14 protein-coding genes are annotated in these 20,626 nt (G+C 68.2%); 6 read left to right on the forward strand and 8 right to left on the reverse strand.

Going from position 1 to position 20,626, the window contains the following annotated elements:
- Nucleotides 1-6 precede the first annotated feature (6 nt).
- Complete coding sequence (pilM, locus tag C8261_RS08460; protein WP_146161661.1) at nucleotides 7-942, reverse strand: type IV pilus biogenesis protein PilM; 936 nt, start codon at nucleotides 940-942, stop codon at nucleotides 7-9.
- A gap of 462 nt (nucleotides 943-1,404) precedes the next feature.
- Here pilM and C8261_RS08465 point away from each other — a divergent pair, with 462 nt between their 5' ends.
- From C8261_RS08465 to dnaE, 6 genes are all read left to right on the forward strand, one after another.
- The gene (locus C8261_RS08465; RefSeq protein ID WP_107493232.1) at nucleotides 1,405-3,702 is read left to right on the forward strand and encodes an NADP-dependent malic enzyme; all 2,298 of its coding nucleotides are present in this window, start codon (nucleotides 1,405-1,407) and stop codon (nucleotides 3,700-3,702) included.
- Between the two features lie 120 nt (nucleotides 3,703-3,822).
- Entirely contained in the window at nucleotides 3,823-4,797 is a 975-nt protein-coding gene (locus C8261_RS08470; protein WP_107493233.1) for a quinone oxidoreductase family protein, read from the forward strand.
- Nucleotides 4,794-5,153 carry a hypothetical protein gene (locus tag C8261_RS08475; RefSeq protein ID WP_219905163.1) on the forward strand — a complete coding sequence of 120 codons (360 nt, stop codon included), beginning with the start codon at nucleotides 4,794-4,796 and terminating at the stop codon, nucleotides 5,151-5,153. Before C8261_RS08470 ends, C8261_RS08475 begins: the two co-directional genes overlap by 4 nt.
- Before the next feature lie 138 nt (nucleotides 5,154-5,291).
- Nucleotides 5,292-6,776 carry a mechanosensitive ion channel gene (locus C8261_RS08480; protein ID WP_107493234.1) on the forward strand — a complete coding sequence of 495 codons (1,485 nt, stop codon included), beginning with the start codon at nucleotides 5,292-5,294 and terminating at the stop codon, nucleotides 6,774-6,776.
- A gap of 60 nt (nucleotides 6,777-6,836) precedes the next feature.
- Nucleotides 6,837-8,816: a ligand-binding sensor domain-containing protein gene (locus tag C8261_RS08485; protein ID WP_107493235.1), complete on the forward strand. Its 1,980-nt coding sequence runs from the start codon at nucleotides 6,837-6,839 to the stop codon at nucleotides 8,814-8,816.
- Nucleotides 8,817-8,934: 118 nt separating this feature from the next.
- Entirely contained in the window at nucleotides 8,935-12,435 is a 3,501-nt protein-coding gene (dnaE, locus tag C8261_RS08490; RefSeq protein WP_107493236.1) for a DNA polymerase III subunit alpha, read from the forward strand.
- Here the strand turns inward: dnaE and C8261_RS08495 are convergent.
- The 7 genes from C8261_RS08495 to C8261_RS08525 form a co-directional block, all read right to left on the reverse strand.
- Entirely contained in the window at nucleotides 12,426-15,416 is a 2,991-nt protein-coding gene (locus C8261_RS08495; protein WP_181358890.1) for a bacteriohemerythrin, read from the reverse strand. The two genes, dnaE and C8261_RS08495, sit on opposite strands and share 10 nt — an antisense overlap.
- Nucleotides 15,417-15,521: 105 nt before the next feature.
- Nucleotides 15,522-16,805 carry a HAMP domain-containing sensor histidine kinase gene (locus C8261_RS08500; RefSeq protein WP_107493238.1) on the reverse strand — a complete coding sequence of 428 codons (1,284 nt, stop codon included), beginning with the start codon at nucleotides 16,803-16,805 and terminating at the stop codon, nucleotides 15,522-15,524.
- Between the two features lie 9 nt (nucleotides 16,806-16,814).
- A complete protein-coding gene (locus tag C8261_RS08505; RefSeq protein ID WP_107493239.1) occupies nucleotides 16,815-17,063 on the reverse strand; it encodes a hypothetical protein in 249 nt (82 codons plus the stop codon).
- A gap of 98 nt (nucleotides 17,064-17,161) precedes the next feature.
- Nucleotides 17,162-17,848, reverse strand: a complete 687-nt coding sequence (locus C8261_RS08510; RefSeq protein ID WP_107493240.1) for an SAM-dependent methyltransferase — start codon at nucleotides 17,846-17,848, stop codon at nucleotides 17,162-17,164.
- A gap of 94 nt (nucleotides 17,849-17,942) precedes the next feature.
- On the reverse strand, nucleotides 17,943-18,614 hold the full coding sequence (locus C8261_RS08515) for a response regulator transcription factor (RefSeq protein ID WP_107493241.1): 672 nt from the start codon (nucleotides 18,612-18,614) through the stop codon (nucleotides 17,943-17,945).
- 10 nt (nucleotides 18,615-18,624) lie between these two features.
- A complete protein-coding gene (locus tag C8261_RS08520) occupies nucleotides 18,625-18,924 on the reverse strand; it encodes an acylphosphatase (protein WP_107493242.1) in 300 nt (99 codons plus the stop codon).
- Complete coding sequence (locus C8261_RS08525; RefSeq protein ID WP_107493243.1) at nucleotides 18,917-20,605, reverse strand: SulP family inorganic anion transporter; 1,689 nt, start codon at nucleotides 20,603-20,605, stop codon at nucleotides 18,917-18,919. The genes C8261_RS08520 and C8261_RS08525 overlap by 8 nt, the downstream gene beginning before the upstream one ends.
- Nucleotides 20,606-20,626 lie beyond the last annotated feature (21 nt).

The raw sequence follows: 20,626 nt of genomic DNA on the forward strand, positions 1-20,626 counted from the left end.
GCGGCCCTAGTCGATTCCCAGTGCCCCGCCGATGGCCAGCGGCAGGCGTTCGTCGTCGCTGTCGAGGGCGTCGGCAGCGCTGCATAGCTGCGCCGCGCCGGCGCGCTCGGCGGCAATGCCCAGTGCGGTGGCGGCGTAGCCGGCGAGGCGGTCGAGTCCGGGGTGGGTGCCGGGCAGCAGCAGGCGCTTCACCGGGGCGTGGCCGAAGTGGCTGTCATAGTAGTCCATGGTGCGCTGCACTTCGAGGGCGATGCGGTCGTCGATGTCCGACCATGTGCTCAGCCCGCCGTCCTCTCCGCTGCTGCCACCCTGGCCCAGGCTGCGCAGGCCGTGGTCGAGCGCGCGCGCCATGTAGAAACGGTCGTCGCGGCAGATCGCCAGCATCCCGCGCTGGGCCTGCAGGTAGAGCACGGCGGTGGTTTCACTGGCGGCCAGTGCGCGGCTGACCAGATTGCGCAGGGCAAACTCGGGGATGTCGATGCGCACCAGCTCCAGCCCGGCGGCGCCGAGTTCGGCAAGGCGCGTCTTCAGCAGGGTGCGGCGGGCGGCCACCACCTGCACCGGTTCGATACGCTTCTGGCGTGCGGGTGGGGTTTCGAAGAAATCGATCACCGCTTCCGCGGGGGAGTATTCGAGGAGGTCCTTGAGTTTCCAGCGCAGGGCGGCGCGCAGCTCTTCGGCGGGTACCTCGGGGCGCTCGAGCTGGTGGATGCCGTAGCTGCCGTGTTCCAGGACCAGGGCCGTGGGCGCGCCTTGCAGCGAATGAGCGGCCACCCAGCCAGCGAGCTCTGCGACGTTGCCGGCGAACACCGACAGCAGTTGCGGGCGCTGGCCGTCGCTGCGGCGCAGGGCCAGCGCGAGCACGCCCTCGGCATCGATGACAACCCCGACCTGGTCGAGGCTGGTGCCTCTTCTCCTGCTGCGGAAAAGTTTGCCCAACAAGCTCGCTGTGCTCCTCGTGTAAGACGATTACTGGCAGTGGCACGCAGTGCCGATTATGCATCCGATTTTGCATATTATTGCGATCTTCGGACTTTGGTGATAGCTGAAGACCGTCATTGCATCAACAAAACAGCAGCTTGGCGGAACTATTTCACATTTTGCCTGAAATACGTAGACACATTGCTCCCTTACTCGCGCATGGCGCCCCTGCCCAAGCAGGCCGCCGTGGAGTACACTCCGTGCTCGTCAGTCATGCACGCTCCGGCCCACTCCCCGAAGCCGGCGTCATGCGGGCCGCTGGCGGCCCGCTCCGCAGCAGGAGGGCGCGCGAACAGCGCCGCTCATCCACCATAACCCGAACAGCTGCGGATGTTCGCAATAGGCGAGGCGGTTGCATGCGCCCACCATTGCGCTGACGCGTACTGACGCAAGACTACCGCACCCATTCCGAGAGGGAGAACAATGGATCAGGATTTCATCGCCGCGGCGCTCGACTATCACCGTGCACCGACGCGGGGCAAGATTTCGGTGGTGCCGACCAAGGGCCTCACCAACCAGCGCGATCTGGCGCTGGCCTATTCGCCCGGCGTTGCCGCGGCCTGCGACGCCATCGTCGCCGATCCCGCCGAGGCGCGCGAGCTCACCAGCCGTGGCAACCTGGTGGCGGTGATCACCAACGGCACCGCGGTGCTGGGGCTGGGCAACATCGGCCCGCTGGCCTCCAAGCCGGTGATGGAAGGCAAGGGCTGCCTGTTCAAGAAGTTCGCCAACATCGACGTCTTCGACATCGAACTGGCAGAGAACGACCCCGACAAGCTGATCGACATCATCGCCGCGCTGGAACCCACACTCGGTGGTGTGAACCTTGAGGACATCAAGGCGCCGGAGTGCTTCTACATCGAGCAGAAGCTGCGCGAGCGCATGAAGATCCCCGTCTTTCACGACGATCAGCACGGCACCGCGATCATCTCCGCGGCCGGCCTGATCAACGGCCTGAAGCTGATCGGCAAGGATATCGGCAAGGTCAAGCTGGTGTGCTCCGGCGCCGGCGCCGCGGCCATCGCCTGCCTTGACCTGATGGTGGGCCTGGGGCTGAAGCGCGAGAACGTCTTCGTGTGCGACTCCAAGGGCGTCATCTACCAGGGCCGCGACGAGAAGATGGAGGCCAACAAGGCGCGCTACGCCCAGGTCACCGACGCGCGCACCCTGGCCGACGCCATCGTCGGCGCGGACGTCTTCCTTGGACTGTCCACCGCCGGCGTGCTGAAGCCCGAGATGGTGCAGAAGATGGCTGCGCAGCCGCTGATCTTCGCGCTCGCCAACCCCAATCCGGAGATTCTTCCCGCCGACGCCAAGGCGGTGCGCCCGGATTGCATCATTGCCACCGGCCGTTCCGACTTCCCGAACCAGGTCAATAACGTACTGTGCTTCCCCTTCATCTTCCGTGGTGCGCTCGACGTCGGCGCCAGCACCATCAACGAGGAGATGAAGCTGGCTTGCGTGAAGGCGATCGCCGAACTCGCCCAGGCCGAGCAGAACGACATCGTCGCCTCCGCCTACGGTGGTGCGGAACTGTCCTTCGGCCCCGAGTACATCATTCCAAAGCCCTTCGATCCGCGCCTGATCGTCAAGATCGCTCCGGCAGTGGCCCGTGCGGCGATGGACTCCGGCGTGGCCACCAAACCGATCGAGGACTTCGACGCCTACGTCGCCAGCCTCACCGACTTCGTCTACCAGTCCGGCATCATCATGAAGCCGGTGTTCTCCGCCGCCAAGCGCGTGCCGCTGGCGCAGAAGCGCGTGGTGTACGCCGAAGGCGAGGATGAGCGCGTGCTGCACGCCGCCCGCGTGGTGATCGACGAAGGCCTGGCGCGGCCCATTCTCATTGGCCGTCCCGGCGTGATCGAGATGCGCATCAAGAAGATCGGCCTCAATCTGGTGCCGGAGCGCGATTTCGACATCGTCAACCCGGAGTCCGACCCGCGCTACCGCGAACTCTGGCAGGAGTACTACCGCCTGATGAGTCGCGACGGCGTCACCCCGGACATCGCCAAGGCCAAGATGCGTCGCGACACCACGCTGATCGGCTGCATGCTGCTGCGTACCGGCGATGCCGATGCGCTGGTGTGCGGCACTTTCGGCACCTACGACTACCACCTCAAGCAGGTCCAGGACGTCATCGGCCTCAAGCCCGGCTGCAAGCAGTTCGCGGCGATGAACATCCTGCTCCTGCCCAAGCGCGTGCTGGCGGTTACCGACACCTATGTGAACGAGAGCCCCAACGCCGAGGAAGTGGCCGAGATCGCCCGCATGGCAGCCGACGAACTGCGCCGCTTCGGCATCGAACCGCGCCTGGCGCTGCTCTCGCACTCCAACTTCGGCAGTTCCTCGTCGGCCTCGGCGCGCAAGATGCGTGCAGCGCGCGACATCCTGCGTGTCTCCGAACCGGATCTGCTTTGCGATGGCGAGATGCACGGCGACGCCGCGCTGAGCGCCGAGATCCGCGCCAAGGTGCATCCGGAATCCACCCTGCAGGGCGAAGCCAACCTGCTGGTGATGCCCAACCTCGACGCCGCCAACATCTCCTTCAACCTGATGAAGATCGCCAACGGCGATGGCGTTTCGGTGGGCCCGATGCTGCTCGGCGCCGCACTGCCGGTACACATCCTCACCCCTTCGGCGACCGTCCGCCGGCTGGTTAACATCACCGCGGTATCGGTGGTGGATGCCGCCGAACAGCGCCTGCAAGCCCAGGGCTGATCCCGCAGGGCGCGCACGCGCACACAACGGCGCCACCTTCGGGTTTCCGAGAGTGGCGCCGTTGTCCTTTCTGCCGTGATAATCCACGCCATCCGCCACCCCAGACAGAGGAGACAGACCATGCCCCAGGCCATCCGCTTTCACCGCACCGGCGGCCCTGAAGTGCTGCAGTGGGAGGCCGTCGATGTCGCCGCGCCGGGCCCCGGCGAGGCGCGGGTGCGCCACCATGCGGTGGGTCTGAACTACATCGATACCTACCACCGCAGCGGCCTCTACCCGGTACCGCTGCCCTCGGGCATCGGCCTCGAAGGCGCGGGTGTGGTCGAGGCGGTGGGCGAAGGGGTGACCGATCTCAGCGCCGGCGACCGCGTGGCCTATGCCGGCGGCGCGCTGGGCGCCTACGCCGAGGTGCGCAACATCGCCGCCGACCGCCTGGTGAAGCTCCCCGCCGCGCTGTCCTTCGAACAGGGCGCGGCGATGATGCTGCAGGGTCTCACCGCGCAATACCTGCTGCGCCGCACCTACCGCGTGCAGGCCGGCGACACCATTCTCATCCACGCCGCGGCCGGCGGCGTCGGCCTCATCGTCTGCCAGTGGGCCAAGGCACTCGGCGCCACGGTGATCGGTACCGTCGGCTCCGACGAGAAGGCCGCACTGGCGCGCGCGCACGGTTGCGACCACCCCATCGTCTACACCCGCGAGAAGTTCGCCGAACGGGTGCGCGAAATCACCGGCGGCGCCGGCGTGCCGGTGGTGTACGACTCGATCGGCGCGGACACCTTCATGGATTCGCTGGCCTGCCTGCGCCCGCTCGGCACCATGGTGCTGTTCGGCGCCGCCTCCGGTCCGGTGCCGCCCTTCGACATCGGCCTGCTCGCCAGGATGGGCTCGCTCTTCCTCACCCGCCCGACGCTGTTCACCTATACCGCAGGCCGCGAGGATCTGCTCGCCATGGCTGCCGAGCTCTTCGCCGTGGTGGCGGGCGGGCAGGTGAAGATAGAAGTCAATCAGCGTTTCGCGCTTGCCGACGCGGCCGCCGCCCACGGTGCGCTGGAAGGGCGCCGCACCACCGGTTCGACTATCCTGCTGCCATGAGACGCCACTTCCTGCATGTCCTGCTGATCGGCTGCCTGGCGGCGGCCTTGCCCGCCGCCCATGCACAGGGCGCGCTGACGCCGGCCCAGAGTGCGTGGGCGAAGGCGGAGAGCCGCAACGTCGAGGATCGCTTCGTCGCCGAGGTTGCCGCCATCGTCGGCGTGCCCGCGGCACGGGTGCGCGAGGCGATGCCCGACGAGCGCCGCATCACCGCAACGGTGGCGCGTCTGCTGGCGGCCCTTGAGCAGGATCTCGGAGAGCCGCTGGGCGAAGCCCGGAAGGCCGCCATCCATGCCGCCGACGAACGTCGCAAGCGCGAGCTGGCGGCCATCGGGGCGCGCGCGGCGCAGCGCTAAGGGTGAGCGCGGCGCTCTTGTGCGGCGCAAAAAGTTTCGAATTGCAACACACCATGCGCGTACTCAGCGGCTATGGTTAACGGATGACGCCGCCCTTGCGGAGGCACTATCCCTTCCCACAGTCACGGAGAACACAGCATGGAACAGAGCACGATGTGGAGTACGCTGGGCGCGACGCTGGGCGGCAGCCTGCCGACCGTCCTGGGCGCCCTGGCCATCCTGGCCATCGGCTGGTTTGCCGCCGTCAGCCTGCGCGCCCTGGTGCGGCGGCTGCTGATCGTCGCCCGCGTCAACGAACGCCTCGCCAGCACCACCGGGCAGGCCTTCGACGTCGAAAAGGCGGGCGCGCTGACGGTGTTCTGGCTGGTCCTACTGGTCACCCTCATCGCGGTGCTCAACGCCCTCGACCTGCAGACCGTTTCGGCGCCCTTCGCTGCACTGCTCGAGCGCATCACCACCTATCTGCCCCATCTGCTCGCCGGCACGGTCCTCACCGTGGTGGCCTGGGTGGTGGCCACGGTGCTGCGCGCACTGACGCGCAAGGCGCTCGCCGCCACTACCCTCGATGACCGCCTGGCCGCCGAAGCGGGCATGGAGCCGATGAGTGCCAATCTCGCCAACGTACTGTTCTGGCTGGTGATCCTGCTCTTCCTGCCTGCCGTGCTTGGTGCCTTCCAGCTCCACGGCCTGCTCGAACCGGTGCAGGGCATGATCGACCAGGCACTGTCCATGGTGCCCAACATCTTCGCTGCGGCGGTAATCGGTTTCGTCGGCTGGCTGGTCGCCAGCGTGCTCCGCGGACTGGTCTCCAACCTGCTCGCGGCGGCCGGCGCCGACAAGCTCGGTGGCAGCGTGGGGCTGGCGGAGACGGTGAAGGTTTCCCGCCTCGCCGGCATCCTGGTGTTCATCCTGGTCTTCGTGCCCAGCCTCATCGCCGCCCTCGATGCGCTCAAGGTCGAGGCGGTGTCCGGCCCCGCCATCGACATGCTGCAGCAGTTCTTCAATGCCGTGCCGCACATTCTCGCCGCGGCGGTGATCCTCACCGTGACCTGGTTCGTTGCGCGCTTTGCCGCCGGGCTGGCGGCGAAGCTGCTCGCCGGCATCGGCTTCGACCTGCTGCCGGGGCGTCTGGGCTTTGCCCACGCCTTCAAGGGTGAGCTCACCGCCTCGGTGCTGGTCGGCCGCCTGGTGCTGTTCTTCGCCATGCTGTTCGCCACCGTCGAGGCTGCCAACCGCCTCGGCTTCACCCAGGTGAGCGACATCGTTGCGCTGTTCATCCAGTTCGGTGGCGACATCCTCCTCGGCGGAGTGATCCTGGTGATCGGTTTCTGGCTCGCCAATCTCGCCCACGATGCCATCAACAACGCCAGCGGCGAGCACACCGGCGGCCTTGCGCGCGTCGCCCGTGTTGCCATCCTCGGCCTGGTGCTGGCGATGGGCCTGCGGGCGATGGGGATTGCCGACGACATCGTCAACCTCGCCTTCGGCCTGACGCTGGGCGCGGTGGCCGTTGCCGTGGCGCTGTCCTTCGGGCTCGGCGGGCGTGAAGCCGCCGGCCGCCAGATGGAGCACTGGCTGGCGCAGTGGCGCAAGGAAGCCCCCAAGGACGTGCGCAGGGACTGATATGCTGTCCCCCGTTCCGTGCGGGCGTGGCCCCGCCCGGAACGCACGGGGGAGCGCAGCATGAAGACGGACGAGGGGCGGCGTACCGGCAGGCATCAGACGCGCATCGCACGCACGGCCTATGGCTGGCTGGCGCTGCTGGTGGCGCTGCCGTTCATCCTGATCGGTGCCTATTACGCCCTTGCAGGCTTCGGGATGGCGCCTTTCCCCGGCACTGCCCGCGGCCCGATGGCGGTGCTGGGCTGGACCGGCGTCGCCTTTCTGGCCTCCGGTCTGCTACTCGCCGCGCATGCCTTGCGCGGCTTGTGGGCCGGCCGTCAGGCCGCGCGCTTGCGCAGCCGCTACGCTGACCAGCCCTGGTTGGCCGATTATCCCTGGGATACCTCGGGGGTCACCGATGATGCTGGCAGGCGCTTGGTCGAGGCGCTGGCCGGCACCTTGGCCATGGGCGCCCTGCTGGTTCCGTTCAACTGGTGGGCCTTCTTCAGCGACGAGGGCGTGCTCACCGTTCGGCTGATCACCGCCTTCTTCGATGTGATGTTGGTACTGGCTGCGGGTACCTGCCTGTACGGCTTGGCGCGTTATCTCAAGTACGGCAATGCGCGGCTCAGTTTCGCGCAGTTCCCCTTCCTGCCCGGGCGGCCGCTGCGCGTTGGGCTGGCGCCCAACCGTTGCGCCAGGCTCAGGTTGACCCTGCGCTACGTGACCGAGCAGTTCGTAAGCACGGGTAGCGGCAGCACCCGGCAGACAACCCATAAGGCGACTGCGCTCGTGGTGCGCGAGTGGACGATGGCGCCCGATCTGCGTGCGGCGCAGGCCGAGATCGAGTTCGAAATCCCGGCCGAACCCGGGCGATACACCCGCCTCACCGCAGCACCCGATGTGCACTACTGGGAACTGGTGGTCGAGGCGAGTGAGCCGGGCATCGACTTCCACGCCGCATTCGCGTTGCCGGTGTACCGCTGCGATGCCGCGCAGGTGTCGGCCCCCCTCCGCCGCGGGGCGGTGCCGCGCGCGCGCTTTCTTGCCCCCTACGCCTTCGAACTCGGTCTGCCGGTGGCGCTGCTGGTGGGGCTGGGGGCGCTGTGGTGGGTGGCACCGCAGCCCGTCGAGCAGGCTGCCGAGGCGTTGCGTGGGCAGGTGCGGGGCCTCCACGTGCAGCATCTGCTTACCCCCACCAAGGTGATCGATCGCGATGCGATGGCCTTGCAGGTGCAAGCCGACGGCGTGGTCTGGGCGCTGGGCAAATACGCGCTGGTGCGCATCGAGGGCGACGAACTACGCACCGTGCTCGACCCGCAGATCTATCGGGCACGCTTCGAGGGGCGCGCTGACGCCATGTCAACCTTCCTGGTCGGCGACGGGGACGAACTCTGGCTCGGCACCTGGTACGGCGAGTTGCTGTACCACCGTGCCGGGCAGTGGGTGCGGCTTTCGGCGCGCGAGGCGCCGCTGGGCCGGCGGATTGAGGCCTTGCTGATCCACGCTGGCGAGCTCCTGGTGGGGGGCGGGGATGGCTTGTGGCGCTACCGCACCGATGGCGGCCTGACGCAGGTTGCCGAACTGGGGACGAGCCAGGTGAGCGCCCTGGTGGATGACGGCGCGGGGGGCGTCTTCGCGGCCGGCAAGGATGGAGTGTGGCGCTTGAGGGATGGCCGCTGGCAGCGCTGGTGGCAAGGTGAGCAGGCGCGCGGCGGGATCGGCGCGCTCCACCGCACCGAGGACGGCGGCCTGCTGCTTGGCAGCAATGTCGGGCTGTTGGTGCTGGACGAGACGGGGCGCTTGTTGCGGCACGAACTGCAGGGCGAACGGGTGCGGGCGATCGCGCGCGTCGCGGACCGCGTGTGGGTGGCTGGCTGGGATGGCGGGTTGTACGCTTGGGAGCAGGGGCGCTGGCTGGTGCTGGACGAGCGCGGCGGTCTGCCGCGCAACACGCTTAGTGCGATTGCCGGAGACGGTGCCGGTACGCTGTGGATCGCGGTCTACGGCGCGGGACTCAGCAGGGCGTCGGCCGCGGCCCTGCTGGCGGCGATGCGCTGAGCAGGCGATGTGGGTGGTGCCCGGGTTGCCGGCGTGGCGGGCGTGTCAGCTCGCGGTGTCCTGCCCGGGCGCTGCAGACAGAACCGAAGCGTGTGCCGTGCTCGGGTAAAATCGCCCCATGAACGCCCCCGCTCCCACCCAGCCCCGTTTCGTTCATCTGCGCATGCACACCGAATTCTCGGTGGTGGATGGCATCGTGCAGATCGACCAGGCCCTCAAGGCCGCTGCCGACGACGGCATGCCGGCGCTGGGCATCTCCGATCTCGCCAACCTGTTCGGCATGGTGAAGTTCTACAAAGGCGCGCGCGGCAGCGGGATCAAGCCCATTGTCGGTGTCGATGCGTGGATCACCAACGACGCCGAGCGCGACAAGCCCACCCGGGTGCTGCTGATCTGCCGCCACCGCGAAGGCTACGGCCAGCTGTGCGAACTGCTCACCCGCGCCTTTCTCGACAACAAGCACCGCGGCCGTGCCGAGCTGCGCCGCGAGTGGTTCGAAGGCGGTGCCGCCAGTGGACTGATCTGCCTGTCCGGGGCGCAGCACGGCGAGGTCGGCGTGGCGCTCGCCAACGGCAATGCCGTGCTCGCCGAGCAGCTCGCCGCCGACTGGGCGCGGCTGTTCCCTGACGCTTTCTACATCGAACTGCAGCGTGCCGGCCATCCGGGCACCGAAACCTACATCCGCCAGGCCGTGCAGCTGGCCGGCAAGCTCGGCCTGCCGGTGGTTGCCACCCACCCGGTGCAGTTCCTCAAGCCCGACGACTTCCGCGCCCACGAGGCGCGCGTGTGCATCGCCGAGGGCTATGTGCTGGCCGACAAGCGGCGGCCGAAGAACTTCACCGAGGAACAGTACTTCAAGAGCCAGGCGCAGATGTGCGAACTCTTCGCCGATCTGCCCGAGGCGCTGGAAAACGCTGTGGAGATCGCCCGGCGTTGCTCGCTGACGGTGCAGCTGGGCAAGAACTTCCTGCCGCAGTTCCCCACCCCGGACGGCATGAGCCTGGACGACTTCCTGGTGGCTGAGGCCAAGGCCGGGCTGGAGGTGCGCCTCGCCCAGCTCTACCCGGACGCGGAGGAGCGCGAACGCCAGCGCCCGCGTTACGAGGAGCGCCTCAAGTTCGAGACCGACACCATCATCCAGATGGGTTTCCCGGGCTACTTCCTGATCGTTGCCGACTTCATCCGCTGGGGCAAGAAGAACGGCGTGCCAGTGGGTCCGGGGCGCGGTTCGGGGGCCGGTTCGCTGGTGGCCTATTCTCTTGACATCACCGACCTCGACCCGCTCGAATACGCCCTGCTGTTCGAGCGCTTCCTCAACCCCGAGCGGGTGTCGATGCCTGACTTCGACATCGACTTCTGCCAGGACAACCGCTACCGCGTCATCGAGTACGTGCGCGAACGCTACGGCAAGGAGGCGGTGAGCCAGATCGCCACCTTCGGCACCATGGCCTCCAAGGCGGTGGTGCGCGACGTCGGCCGCGTGCTCGACCTGCCCTACGGCCTGTGCGACCGTCTCTCCAAGCTGATCCCGATCGAGGGCGCCAAGCCGGTGTCGCTGGCCAAGGCCTACGAGATGGAGCCGCAGATCGGCGAGATGATGAAGGACGGCAACGACGGCGAGGCCATCCAGACCCTGTGGGGCCTGGCCGAGCCGCTCGAAGGCCTCACCCGCGGCGTCGGCATGCACGCCGGCGGCGTGCTCATCGCGCCGGGCAAGCTCACCGACTTCTGCCCGCTCTACATTGCCGATGGCGACGACGCCACGCCGGTGTCGCAGTTCGACAAGGACGACGTCGAGGCCGTCGGCCTGGTCAAGTTCGACTTCCTCGGCCTGCGCAACCTCACCATCATCGAGCTGGCGCTGGAATACGTGCAGCGCCTGGAAGGCAGCCGCCCGGACCTGATGAGCCTGGGTTTCGAGGACCCGGCCGCCTACCAGATCCTCAAGGACGCCAATACCACGGCGATCTTCCAGGTCGAATCGGACGGCATGAAGAAGCTCCTCAAGAAGCTCGCCCCCGACCGCTTCGAAGACATCATCGCGGTACTCGCGCTGTACCGCCCGGGGCCGCTGGGCTCGGGCATGGTGGACGACTTCATCCTGCGCAAGAAGGGTCTGCAGGAGATCGACTATTTCCACCCGGACCTGAAAGCCTGCCTGGAGCCGACCTACGGCGTCATCGTGTACCAGGAACAGGTGATGCAGATCAGCCAGATCATCGGCGGCTACACCCTCGGCGGCGCCGACATGCTGCGCCGCGCGATGGGCAAGAAGAAGCCCGAGGAGATGGCCAAGCACCGCGCCACCATCGCCGAGGGCGCGCAGCAGAAGGGCTACGACCCGGCGCTCGCCGAGCAGCTCTTCGACCTGATGACCAAGTTCGCCGAGTACGGCTTCAACAAGTCGCATACCGCGGCCTATGCGGTGGTCACCTACCACACTGCCTGGCTCAAGGCGCACCACTGCGCCGCCTTCATGGCGGCGACGATGTCGTCCGATCTCGACAACACCGACACCATCAAGATCTTCTATGAAGACACGGTGGCCAACGGCATCAAGGTATTGCCGCCGGACGTCAACGAATCGGATTACCGTTTCGTGCCGGTGGACCGCAAGACCATCCGCTATGGCCTCGGTGCGGTGAAGGGCTGCGGCGAGCCGGCGGTGCGCGCCATCCTCGCCGCGCGCGAGAAGGGTGGCGCCTTCCGCGACCTGTTCGACTTCTGCGAGCGCGTCGACCGCCGCCAGGTCAACCGCCGCGTCATCGAGGCGCTCATCCGCGGCGGGGCGATGGACGCTCTGCCGGGGCACGCCGGCATCGACCGCGCCCAGCTCATCGCCACCGTCGCGCTGGCCATGGACGCCGCCGAGCAGGCGGCCGCCAATGCGCTGCAGGGTGGGCTCTTCGACATGATCCCGGAGGCCGCCGGGGCGGCGCCGGAGTTCGCCAGGGTGCGCCCGTGGTCGGAGCGCGAGCGTCTCAAGGAGGAGAAGACCGCCATCGGCTTCTTTCTTTCCGGCCACCCCTTCAATGCCTTCAAGGCCGAGGTGCGCCGTTTCGTGCGCCGCACCCTGGCCCAGCTCGAGCCCTCGCGCGAGCCGGTGACCATGGCCGGGGTGGTGATGGATGTGCGCACCAAGATGGGCAACCGCGGCAAGATGGCCTTCATCCAGCTCGACGACGGCACCCAGGCGCGCGAGGTGGCGGTGTATTCGGAAGTGCTGGAGGCCAGCCGGGGCAAGATCGTCACTGACGAGGTGCTGGTGGTCGAAGGCAAGGTCAGCAAGGACGACTTCAATGGCGAGGGCGGCCTGCGCGTCATTGCCGAACGTCTGCACTCGCTCGGCGATGCCCGCGCGCGCCACGCCCGTGCGCTCGAACTGCGCATCAACGGCGATGCCAGCGCCGCTCCGCAGGCTGCCGTGGAGCGCCTGCAAACCTTGCTCACGCCTTTCCGTGACGGTGGCTGTGCGGTGCGCCTGCGCTACCGCAATGCCAGCGCGGAGGGCGAGCTGCCCTTGGGCGAGGCCTGGCGGGTGCGCCCCGACGACGCCCTGCTCGACGGCCTGCGCGAGTGGCTGCCGGCGGCCGATGCCGTCGAGGTGATCTATCCCTGAATGAAGTCCGGGCGGCTGCGCTGCCACTGCGCCAGCCAGTCGCCCACGTACGCGGCCGCCATCGGCCGCGCGATGCCGTAGCCCTGCCCGCAGTCGCAGCCGATGTCGAGCAGGCGGCGGGCGTGCTCGGCGGTTTCCACGCCCTCGGCGAGTGGCTGGCGGCCGAAGGTGCGCGCCAGGCCGAGGATGCTGTCGATGATGGCGACGTGCTCGGCATCGTCGAGCATGTCGCGCACGAAGCTCTGGTCGATCTTGATGGTGTCGGCGTCGAGGCGCTTCAGATAGGTCAGCGAGGAATAGCCGGTGCCGAAGTCGTCGAGCGCGAAGCTGACCCCCAGCGTGCGGCAGCGCGCGATCAGCTCGCAGACGTGCCTGATGTCTTCAAGGGCGCCGGTTTCGAGGATCTCCAGCTGCAACTGCGCGGCGTCGACCTGCGGGTGGGTGGCGAGCAGCTTCTGCAGGCGGTTGAAGAAGTCGGGGTCCTGCAACTGGGCGCTGCCGATGTTGACGCTCACCGTGGTGTGCAGGCCCGCGGCGCGCCAGCCGGCAAGCTGGGTCAGCGCGGCATCGAGCACCCAGTCGCCGACCGCGATCGACAGCGGATGGGCCTCGATCTGCGGGATGAACAGGGCCGGGGCGAGCAGCCCGCGTTCGGGGTGCTGCCAGCGGATCAGCGCCTCGAAGCCGAGCACGGTGCCACTGCGCATGTTCACCTTGGGCTGGAAGTGCAGCACGAACTCGCGCCGGGCCAGCGCGCCACGGATCTCCTCGATGCTGGCGAGCTGGCCGCGCAGGCTCTGGTCGTGCTCGGGGTCGAAGAGGTGGAAGCGGTTCTTGCCCTCCAGTTTGGCGCGGTACATGGCCTGGTCGGCCTGGCGCAGCAGTTGTTCGGCGTCCACGGCGCTGTCCTGCGGATAGAGGCTGACGCCGATGCTGCCCGACAGCGTCACCGCCAGATCGCCGAGGGTCACCGGCGCGGCGAGGGCGTCGAGCAGGCTGTGCACGGGCGCCCGGCAGTCGCTGGCGCAGGCGAGGCCGTCGAGCACCACGGCGAACTCGTCGCCACCGATGCGCGCGAGTTCGGCGCGCTCGCCGAGACGCTGGCGGAGGCGCGTGGTGACCACCTTCAGCAGTTGGTCACCGGCGCTGCGCCCGTGGCGGGCATTGATCGCCGCGAAACCGTCAAGGTCGACATAGGCCAGGGCCAGCATCGAACGCTGGTCGCGCGCAGTGGCCATCTGCGCCTCCAGGCGTTCGGTGAGCAGGCTGCGGTTGGGCAGGCCGGTGAGCGGGTCGTGGCCGGCGACGAAGGCGAGCTGCTGCTGATGGGTCTTGTGCTCGTTGATGTCGAGCAGGATGCCGGCGACGCGCACGGCGCGGCCGTTGGCGTCGCGCTCGCTGACGCGGCCCTGCTCGCGCACCCAGATCCACCCCATGCCCTCGCGGTGCATGCGCAGCTCGCATTCGTAACGCGCCTGCTCGCCGCGGCAATGGGCGGCAAGCAGTGCCGCGCTGCGTGCGCGGTCGTCGGGGTGAAGCAGGGCTTCGCGGACGTTTGCCGACAGTGTGGCAGCGTCCGCCGGGCGTCCGAGGATGGTCTGCCAGTGGCTGTCCACCTGCAGCGTGGCGGTGTCGAGCTGCCATTGCCAGGTGCCGGCCTGGACGGCATCGAGGACGTTGCGCAGCGCCGCCTCGCTGGCGCGGTAAGCGGTGATGTCATAGCCGATGGCGACGTACTGGCCGAGTTCGCCGTCGGCCGTGTCGCTGCGCAGGATGGTGAGGAAGACGGTGCACGGGTCGGCGTCGCGGCGGCGGTAGCGCACCTCGCCCTCCCAGCGCCCGCGGTGTTGCAAGGCGCTGGCGATGTCGGCATGACGTTCTGCCGGCCAGTCGTCGGCGAACAGGGTGCCGGCGTCGCAGCCGATACAGGCGCTGGCCGGGTAGCCGGTCAGTGCGCTGAATGCCGGGTTGACGGCAATGACGCGGTTGCCGGCATCGGCGATGAACAGCATCTCGTGGCCGAAGCGCACGATGTGGCTGGCCAGCTCGCTCTCGGTGACGTCCTGGCGGGTGCCGATGAGCCGGGTGGCGAGGCCGTCGGCGCAGCGCTCGATGACCTTGCCGCGCAGGCGCATCCAGCGCGTCGCCCCGTTCTCGCCAAGGAGGCGGTACTGGCAGCTGAAGGTATCGGAGGGGGCGCTGAGGGCCTCGGCGAGCGCTGTGCGCACACGCGCCAGATCGTCCGGATGAAGGCGTCCGCCGGGCTCGTCGAGGTGCTGGAGGAGGTCGGCATGCGCGCTGGCGGGGGCGGCGTTCCATTCCCACAAGCCTTCGCCGCTGCCTTCGAGAAGGAACTTCCAGCGCGCCTCGCTGAGGCTGAGTGCGGCTTCGGCGCGCAGGCGGGCGTGCTTCTCGCGCATCAGGTCGAGCGCCTGCGAGGACAGGCGCTCGTACATCGACAGCACGGTGTGGATGAGCAGCGCGGTGGCGCCGCTCATCTCCTCGTCGGCGCGACGGTGCGCTGCGGCCACCGAGCAGCCCTCACCGCAGGCGATCACCGCCTTGGCCATGCGCTTGTCGTTGTCGAGGATGTGATAGGCCAGCCACTGGGTGAGGAAGGAGAACAGTTCCTCGAGGATGGTGGTGAAGGGCTGGTCGCCGCACTGCAGCTCGCGGATGCGGGCGAAGAAGGCTTCGTGGGTATGGACGTGCTCACGGTAGCGTGCATCGTCGGCGAAGGCTTCGGCCCAGATCGCCTCTTCGCTGCGGAAGTGATAGTCGGCGTAGTCAGCCAGCTCGCCGAGGATGGCGCCGATCTCTTCGGCGCTGGCGCCGCGGATGTGCTGCTCGGCAAGGCGGTTGAGCAGTTCGACGAGCTTGCGGTGCTGGGCGTCGATGAGGGCGATGCCGGTTTCGAGGTTGCTGCTCCAGGGGAAGATCTCGAAAACGTTGGTGTCATTCACGGTGCTGGTGTGGGGCATGGAGGGCGGCAGGCAACGGTAGGCATCCCCGCGCCGGGCGCAGGAAGGAGGCATCATTGTCGTGGATCACCCCGCCGCCGGAAAGGACTTTCTCCGCGCTGCCGCTCACTTTCCTGCGCTGGCTTGCGGGGGGGCGAAGCGCAGCTCGATCACCGTGCCGGCCGGGCCGCTGGCGCGGATGTCGAGCGCCCATTGCAGGCGCTCGCAGATCAGGCGGACGATGAACAGCCCGAGACCGTCCTCGGGGACCGTCGTGCCGCCGGGGTCTCCCTGCAGACGGGCGCTGGCGGTGGCGGGCAGGCCGTCGCCATGGTCGCTGATGCGCAGGCGGTCGTGATCGATGTCGATGTCTACCGTGCCGCGGGTATGGCGCAGGGCGTTGTGGACGAGATTGCGCAGCAGCATGCGCACCAGCGCAGGATCTGCATGCACGGGCGGTGGCGCACGCCGTACCGTGGAACGCAGGCGGGCGGCGGCGTCGGTGCTGCGTCCGGCTACTTCGCGGAGCAGCGCGGCGACGCTGGCGGCGAGATCCAGCGGAGCCTCGGCGGCGGCCGGGTCGGCGCGCCGGGCCAGGCGCAGCAGGGCCTCGATGTCGGCGTGCATGTCGCTGGCGGCGCGGCGGATGCGCGCCACGGTGTCGCGGTCTGCGGCGCTCAGCGTGGCGCGCTGTTCGAGCACGTCGAGGGCGCCGGCAATCACCGCTACCGGTGTGCGCAGCTCGTGGCTGGCCATGCTGACCAGGGCCTTCTCGCGCCGTACGTAGGCATCGAGGGCGTCAAGGAGGCGGTTCAGGGTGGCGGCGATGTCGGCGAGTTCGGCGTCGCGGTAGTGGCCCTCGATCCGGGTCATGGCGCCGCCGGGGCGCAGGCGGGCGATATGGCGGGTAAGGTCGTGCAGGGGGGCGACGATGCGGCGGGTGCCGAGATGGGCGAGGAGGAAGCCGAAGGCGAGCATGCACAGCGCGAGCACGACCATGGCCAGCTGTATCTCGTCCTCGCGGTCCTCCAGCAAGGTGATGTCCTGGGCCAGATAGAGCACCCCCGGGGGCGTCGCGGTGCGTTCGATGGAGACCAGGAAAGTCTGCCGGCCGACCTCGACCTCTGCCGAAAACGGTATCGGTCGGTCGGCGAAGAGGGCCGGAAGAGGGGCACCGGCCTCTTCGTCCGGAACGTACAGGGCGCTCAGCAGCGCCGTCTGCCAGGACTGGGTGCGCGCCACGCCGATGCGCTCTTCGAGGTGGCGCCTTTCTGCAGCCAGTTCCTGGCGCAGGATGGTGTCCTCGACATCCTCATAGATGAACTCTACCGCGATCAGGGCGACCACCACGTTGATGACGCCGATGGTGAGGATGGTGCGGAACAGCCGGCGGGCGAGGGATGACTTCATTGCGCTCGATCAGTCTGCGCCCATGGCGCGGCGGTGATTGTCGATGAGGACGATGGCCTTTGCCTGGCCGGCGTGCAGGCCGATCATAACGCGCTTGTCGTAGAGGCAGCCATGCTGCGGTCTCCCGCGCAAGCGCTGCAGCCAGCGGTACTCGCGCGCCGCGGTGGGTTGTCCGCGGGGGGGGGAGGCTGTAGTGAGGTGGTCGTACCTGGCTGAGAAGGGCAGCGCGACGGCTTCCCGCGAGGCATCTGCGGGCACGGCGGACTCCTGCGCTGAAGGGGTCCGCGCAGCGTAGTCAGCAGGTGGTCAAGGAAAGGTCGTGCGCAGGTGAAGAATTCGTCAAGCCGTCAGCGCGTTCAGCGTCGGCGCAGCACGTAGATGCGTTCCATGCCCCAGCGCGGCAGGATGTCGAAGTGCGTGAGAATGTCGAAACCCGCGGCATCGAAGGCCTCTGCCGCAGCACTGCGTGTGAGTACGTCGCCGCGCGCGGTGCTTGCCTCGCCACGCAGCAGGCGGCGCAGATGGCGGCGCTGGCGCCGCCAGGCCTGCAGGTTGCCATCCACCCGCAGGGCAAGGATGACGCTGCTGCGGCTGACGCGGTGCAGTTCGCGCAGCACGGCATGACGCTCCACCGCACTGCCGATGCGCAGCAGGGCGCGCAGGCACAGTACGCAATCGGCAGCGCCATCGGCCAGTGCGAGGTGGGTCGGGGTGGGCGCCGCCAGAGCGGTGATGCGCCCCCGCAGCACGCTGCCATGGTAGTGGATGGCGAGGTCGAGTTCGGCTTCCGTGGGGGCCGCGGCGAGGATGTGGCGAGTCGGCTGCTCGGCGAGGGTGTTCCAGAAGCGGCCGGCATGGCCGTGCAGGTCGAGTACCTGCAGGGGTTCGCCGGCCAGCGCAAGGGCGCGGCGGAGAATTTCCTCGGTGCGCAGGTTCTCGATGCGGCGGCGCAGCCCTGCGCTGGCCTTCTTCAGTTCCACCGTACCCTCCCAGGGGTCGTATTCCGCCGTGAAGGGAAGCTGCGTGGTGAGCAGGTGCGTCAAGGCTGACTCCGTGCGATGGGGAAGTCCATGCAGGGTAGGCAGGGCGTGTTACGGCCGCTTCACTTCGCGGTGAAGAAAATGTGAAGGTCCCGCTTCACTCCGCAGCGAGGCGGTAGCCGATGCCGTGAACGGTATGCAGCAGTGGCGAGGCAAAGGGTTTGTCGAGTTGCTGGCGCAGGGCGTGGATGTGGCTGCGCAGGGCATCGCTGTCCGGCGGGTCGTCGCCCCACACGGCTTCCTCGAGTACTTCGCGGCGCACCACCGCGGGACTCTTCTGCATCAGCACGGCGAGCAGCTTGAGGCCGATGGGGCCGGGATGCAGCGCGGTGCCGGCGCGGTTTACGGCAAGGGTGTCGAGGTCGTAGCGGAGATCGGCGACCTGCAGTGCGCGGCGCGCGCCGCCGCGGCTGCGCTTGAGTACGGCGTCGATGCGGGCGGCCAGTTCGGGCAGCGCGAACGGCTTGGTGAGATAGTCGTCGGCACCGCTGCGAAAACCCTGCAGGCGGTCTTCGAGGGCGTCGCGCGCGGTGAGCATGATTACCGGCACGTCGCGCTGCTCACCGCTGCGCAGCCGTTCGCAGAGGGTCAGGCCGTCGATGCCCGGCAGCATGAGGTCGAGGACGATGAGGTCGTAGTGCTGGGTGGCGGCCAGGTGCAGGCCGCTGAGTCCGTCGGCGGCGCAGTCCACCGTGTAGCCCTTGAGCGCCAGATAGTCGGCGAGGTTGGCGAGGATGTCGCGGTTGTCTTCGATGACCAGCAGGCGCATGAAGGCCGTCTCAGGCGTCGGCGAGGATGTGGAAGCCGGGTTCTGGCGGGGCGTCTGCGGCGCTGATCTCGATGCGCTCCACCTGCGCCTTGGGTGGCCCCTGGCGCGCCCAGTCGATGAAGTCGTCGATGGCGCCCGGTGCCCCCGCGACTACTGCCTCGACGCTGCCGTCGCGCAGGTTGCGCGTCCATCCGCTGAGACCGAGGCGCTCGGCCTCGGCCTTGGCGCTGGCGCGGTACCACACGCCCTGCACGCGTCCGACGATCAGCAGACGCCGGCAGACGGGTTCGGGCGCTTGGCTGTCAGGCATAGGAGATCTCCGGGTCGTGGCCCTTCAGTTGCTGGGCGCGGATCAGGGCTGCGGTGAGGTTGGTCACCACGTTGTGATCGCCAAGGGTATCAAGAAAGCCGGAGCGGAACACCAGTGAGCCGGGCTGCGAGTTGAGGTCGCAGAGGATCAGCTCGGCACCGCGCTTGCCGAGGTTGCGCTGCAGGGTCTGCAGGATGTCCAGTCCGGTGGTGTCGATGCTGATCACCTTGCCCATGTCGAGGATGACTACGTCCGGATGGCCGTGCTGCATCAGCAGCAGGTTCTCCAGTTTGTTGGCGGCGCCGAAGAACAGGCTGCCGTACATGCGGTAGGCGAGGATGCGCGGGGTGCCGTCGGCGCGGTTCAGCGCCTGTACGCCGTAGTGGTCCTCCAGTGGGATGCGCTCGATGCGGGTGAGGTCGGACATGCGGTAGATGAAGAACAGGCTGGCCAGCGCCAGGCCGATCTCCACCGCCAGGGTGAGGTCGAAGACCACGGTGATGAGGAAGGTGGCGAGCAGGATGGTGCGGTACTGCACCGAGTAGCGTGCCAGTTCGCGGGGGGCGAAGGCGTGCCATTCGCCCATGTTGATCGACACCACGACGACGATGGCCGACAGCGTGGCGAGCGGGATGTGGCTGGCCAGCGGGGCAAGCGCCAGCACTACGGCGAGCAGCACGCCGGCGTGGATCATGCCCGCCACCGGGGTGCGTCCGCCGGTGCGGATGTTGGTGGCGGTGCGGGCGATCGCGCCGGTGGCGGCAAAACCGCCAAAGAGCGGCGCGGCAATGTTGGCCACGCCCTGGGCCATGAGCTCCTGGTTGGGGTCGTGGCGGTCGTCGATCTGGCTGTCGGCGACGCGCGCCGAGAGCAGCGATTCGATGGCGCCGAGGAGTGCAATGGTGAGTGCCGGGGCGATCAGCTTGCCCAGGGTGCCGAGCGAGAGCTCCGGCAGGCCGAAAGCCGGCAGACTCTGCGGGATGCCGCCGAAGCGGCTGCCGATGGTATCTACCGGCATGTTGTATAGGGCGTTCGCCGTGGTGGCGATGATCAGCACTGCCAGCGGGCCGGGCAGGCGGCGCATCCAGGCCACGCGTGCGGCCACCCTGTTCCAGCCCAGCAGCACCGCCAGCGAAGCCGTCGCCAGCAGCACGGTGGGCAGCTGGATGGTGTGCAGGTGGGCCGCCAGGGTCTGCATCTTGGCGAAGAACTCGCCGGGCAGCTGCTCGATCTGCAGGCCGAGGAAGTCCTTGATCTGCGAGATGAAGATCACCACCGCGATGCCGTTGGTGAAGCCGATCACCACTGACAGCGGGATGAAGCGGATCATGTTGCCGAGCTTGAAGGCGCCCATGGCCAGCAGCATCACCCCGGACATCATCGTGGCGATGAGCAGGTTGGCCACCCCGTAGTCCATCACGATGGCGTAGATGATGGGGATGAAGGCGCCGGTGGGGCCGCCGATCTGCACCCGCGAGCCGCCCAGCGCGGACACCAGGAAGCCGGCAACGATGGCCGTCCAGATGCCCGCTGCGGGGCTCATGCCGGAGGCGATGGCGAAGGCCATGGCCAGCGGCAGGGCAAGCACGCCGACGGTGATGCCGGCCGAGAGGTCGGCGGCGAAGCCTGCCCGGTTGTAGCCGGGCAGGGTGTCAAAGAGCTTGGGGCGGAAGGAAATCATGTGGCCTCCGGGGCGCTTCCT

It is taken from the genome of Pseudothauera lacus (genome assembly GCF_003034845.1).
Taxonomy (GTDB): Bacteria; Pseudomonadota; Gammaproteobacteria; order Burkholderiales; family Rhodocyclaceae; genus Pseudothauera; species Pseudothauera lacus.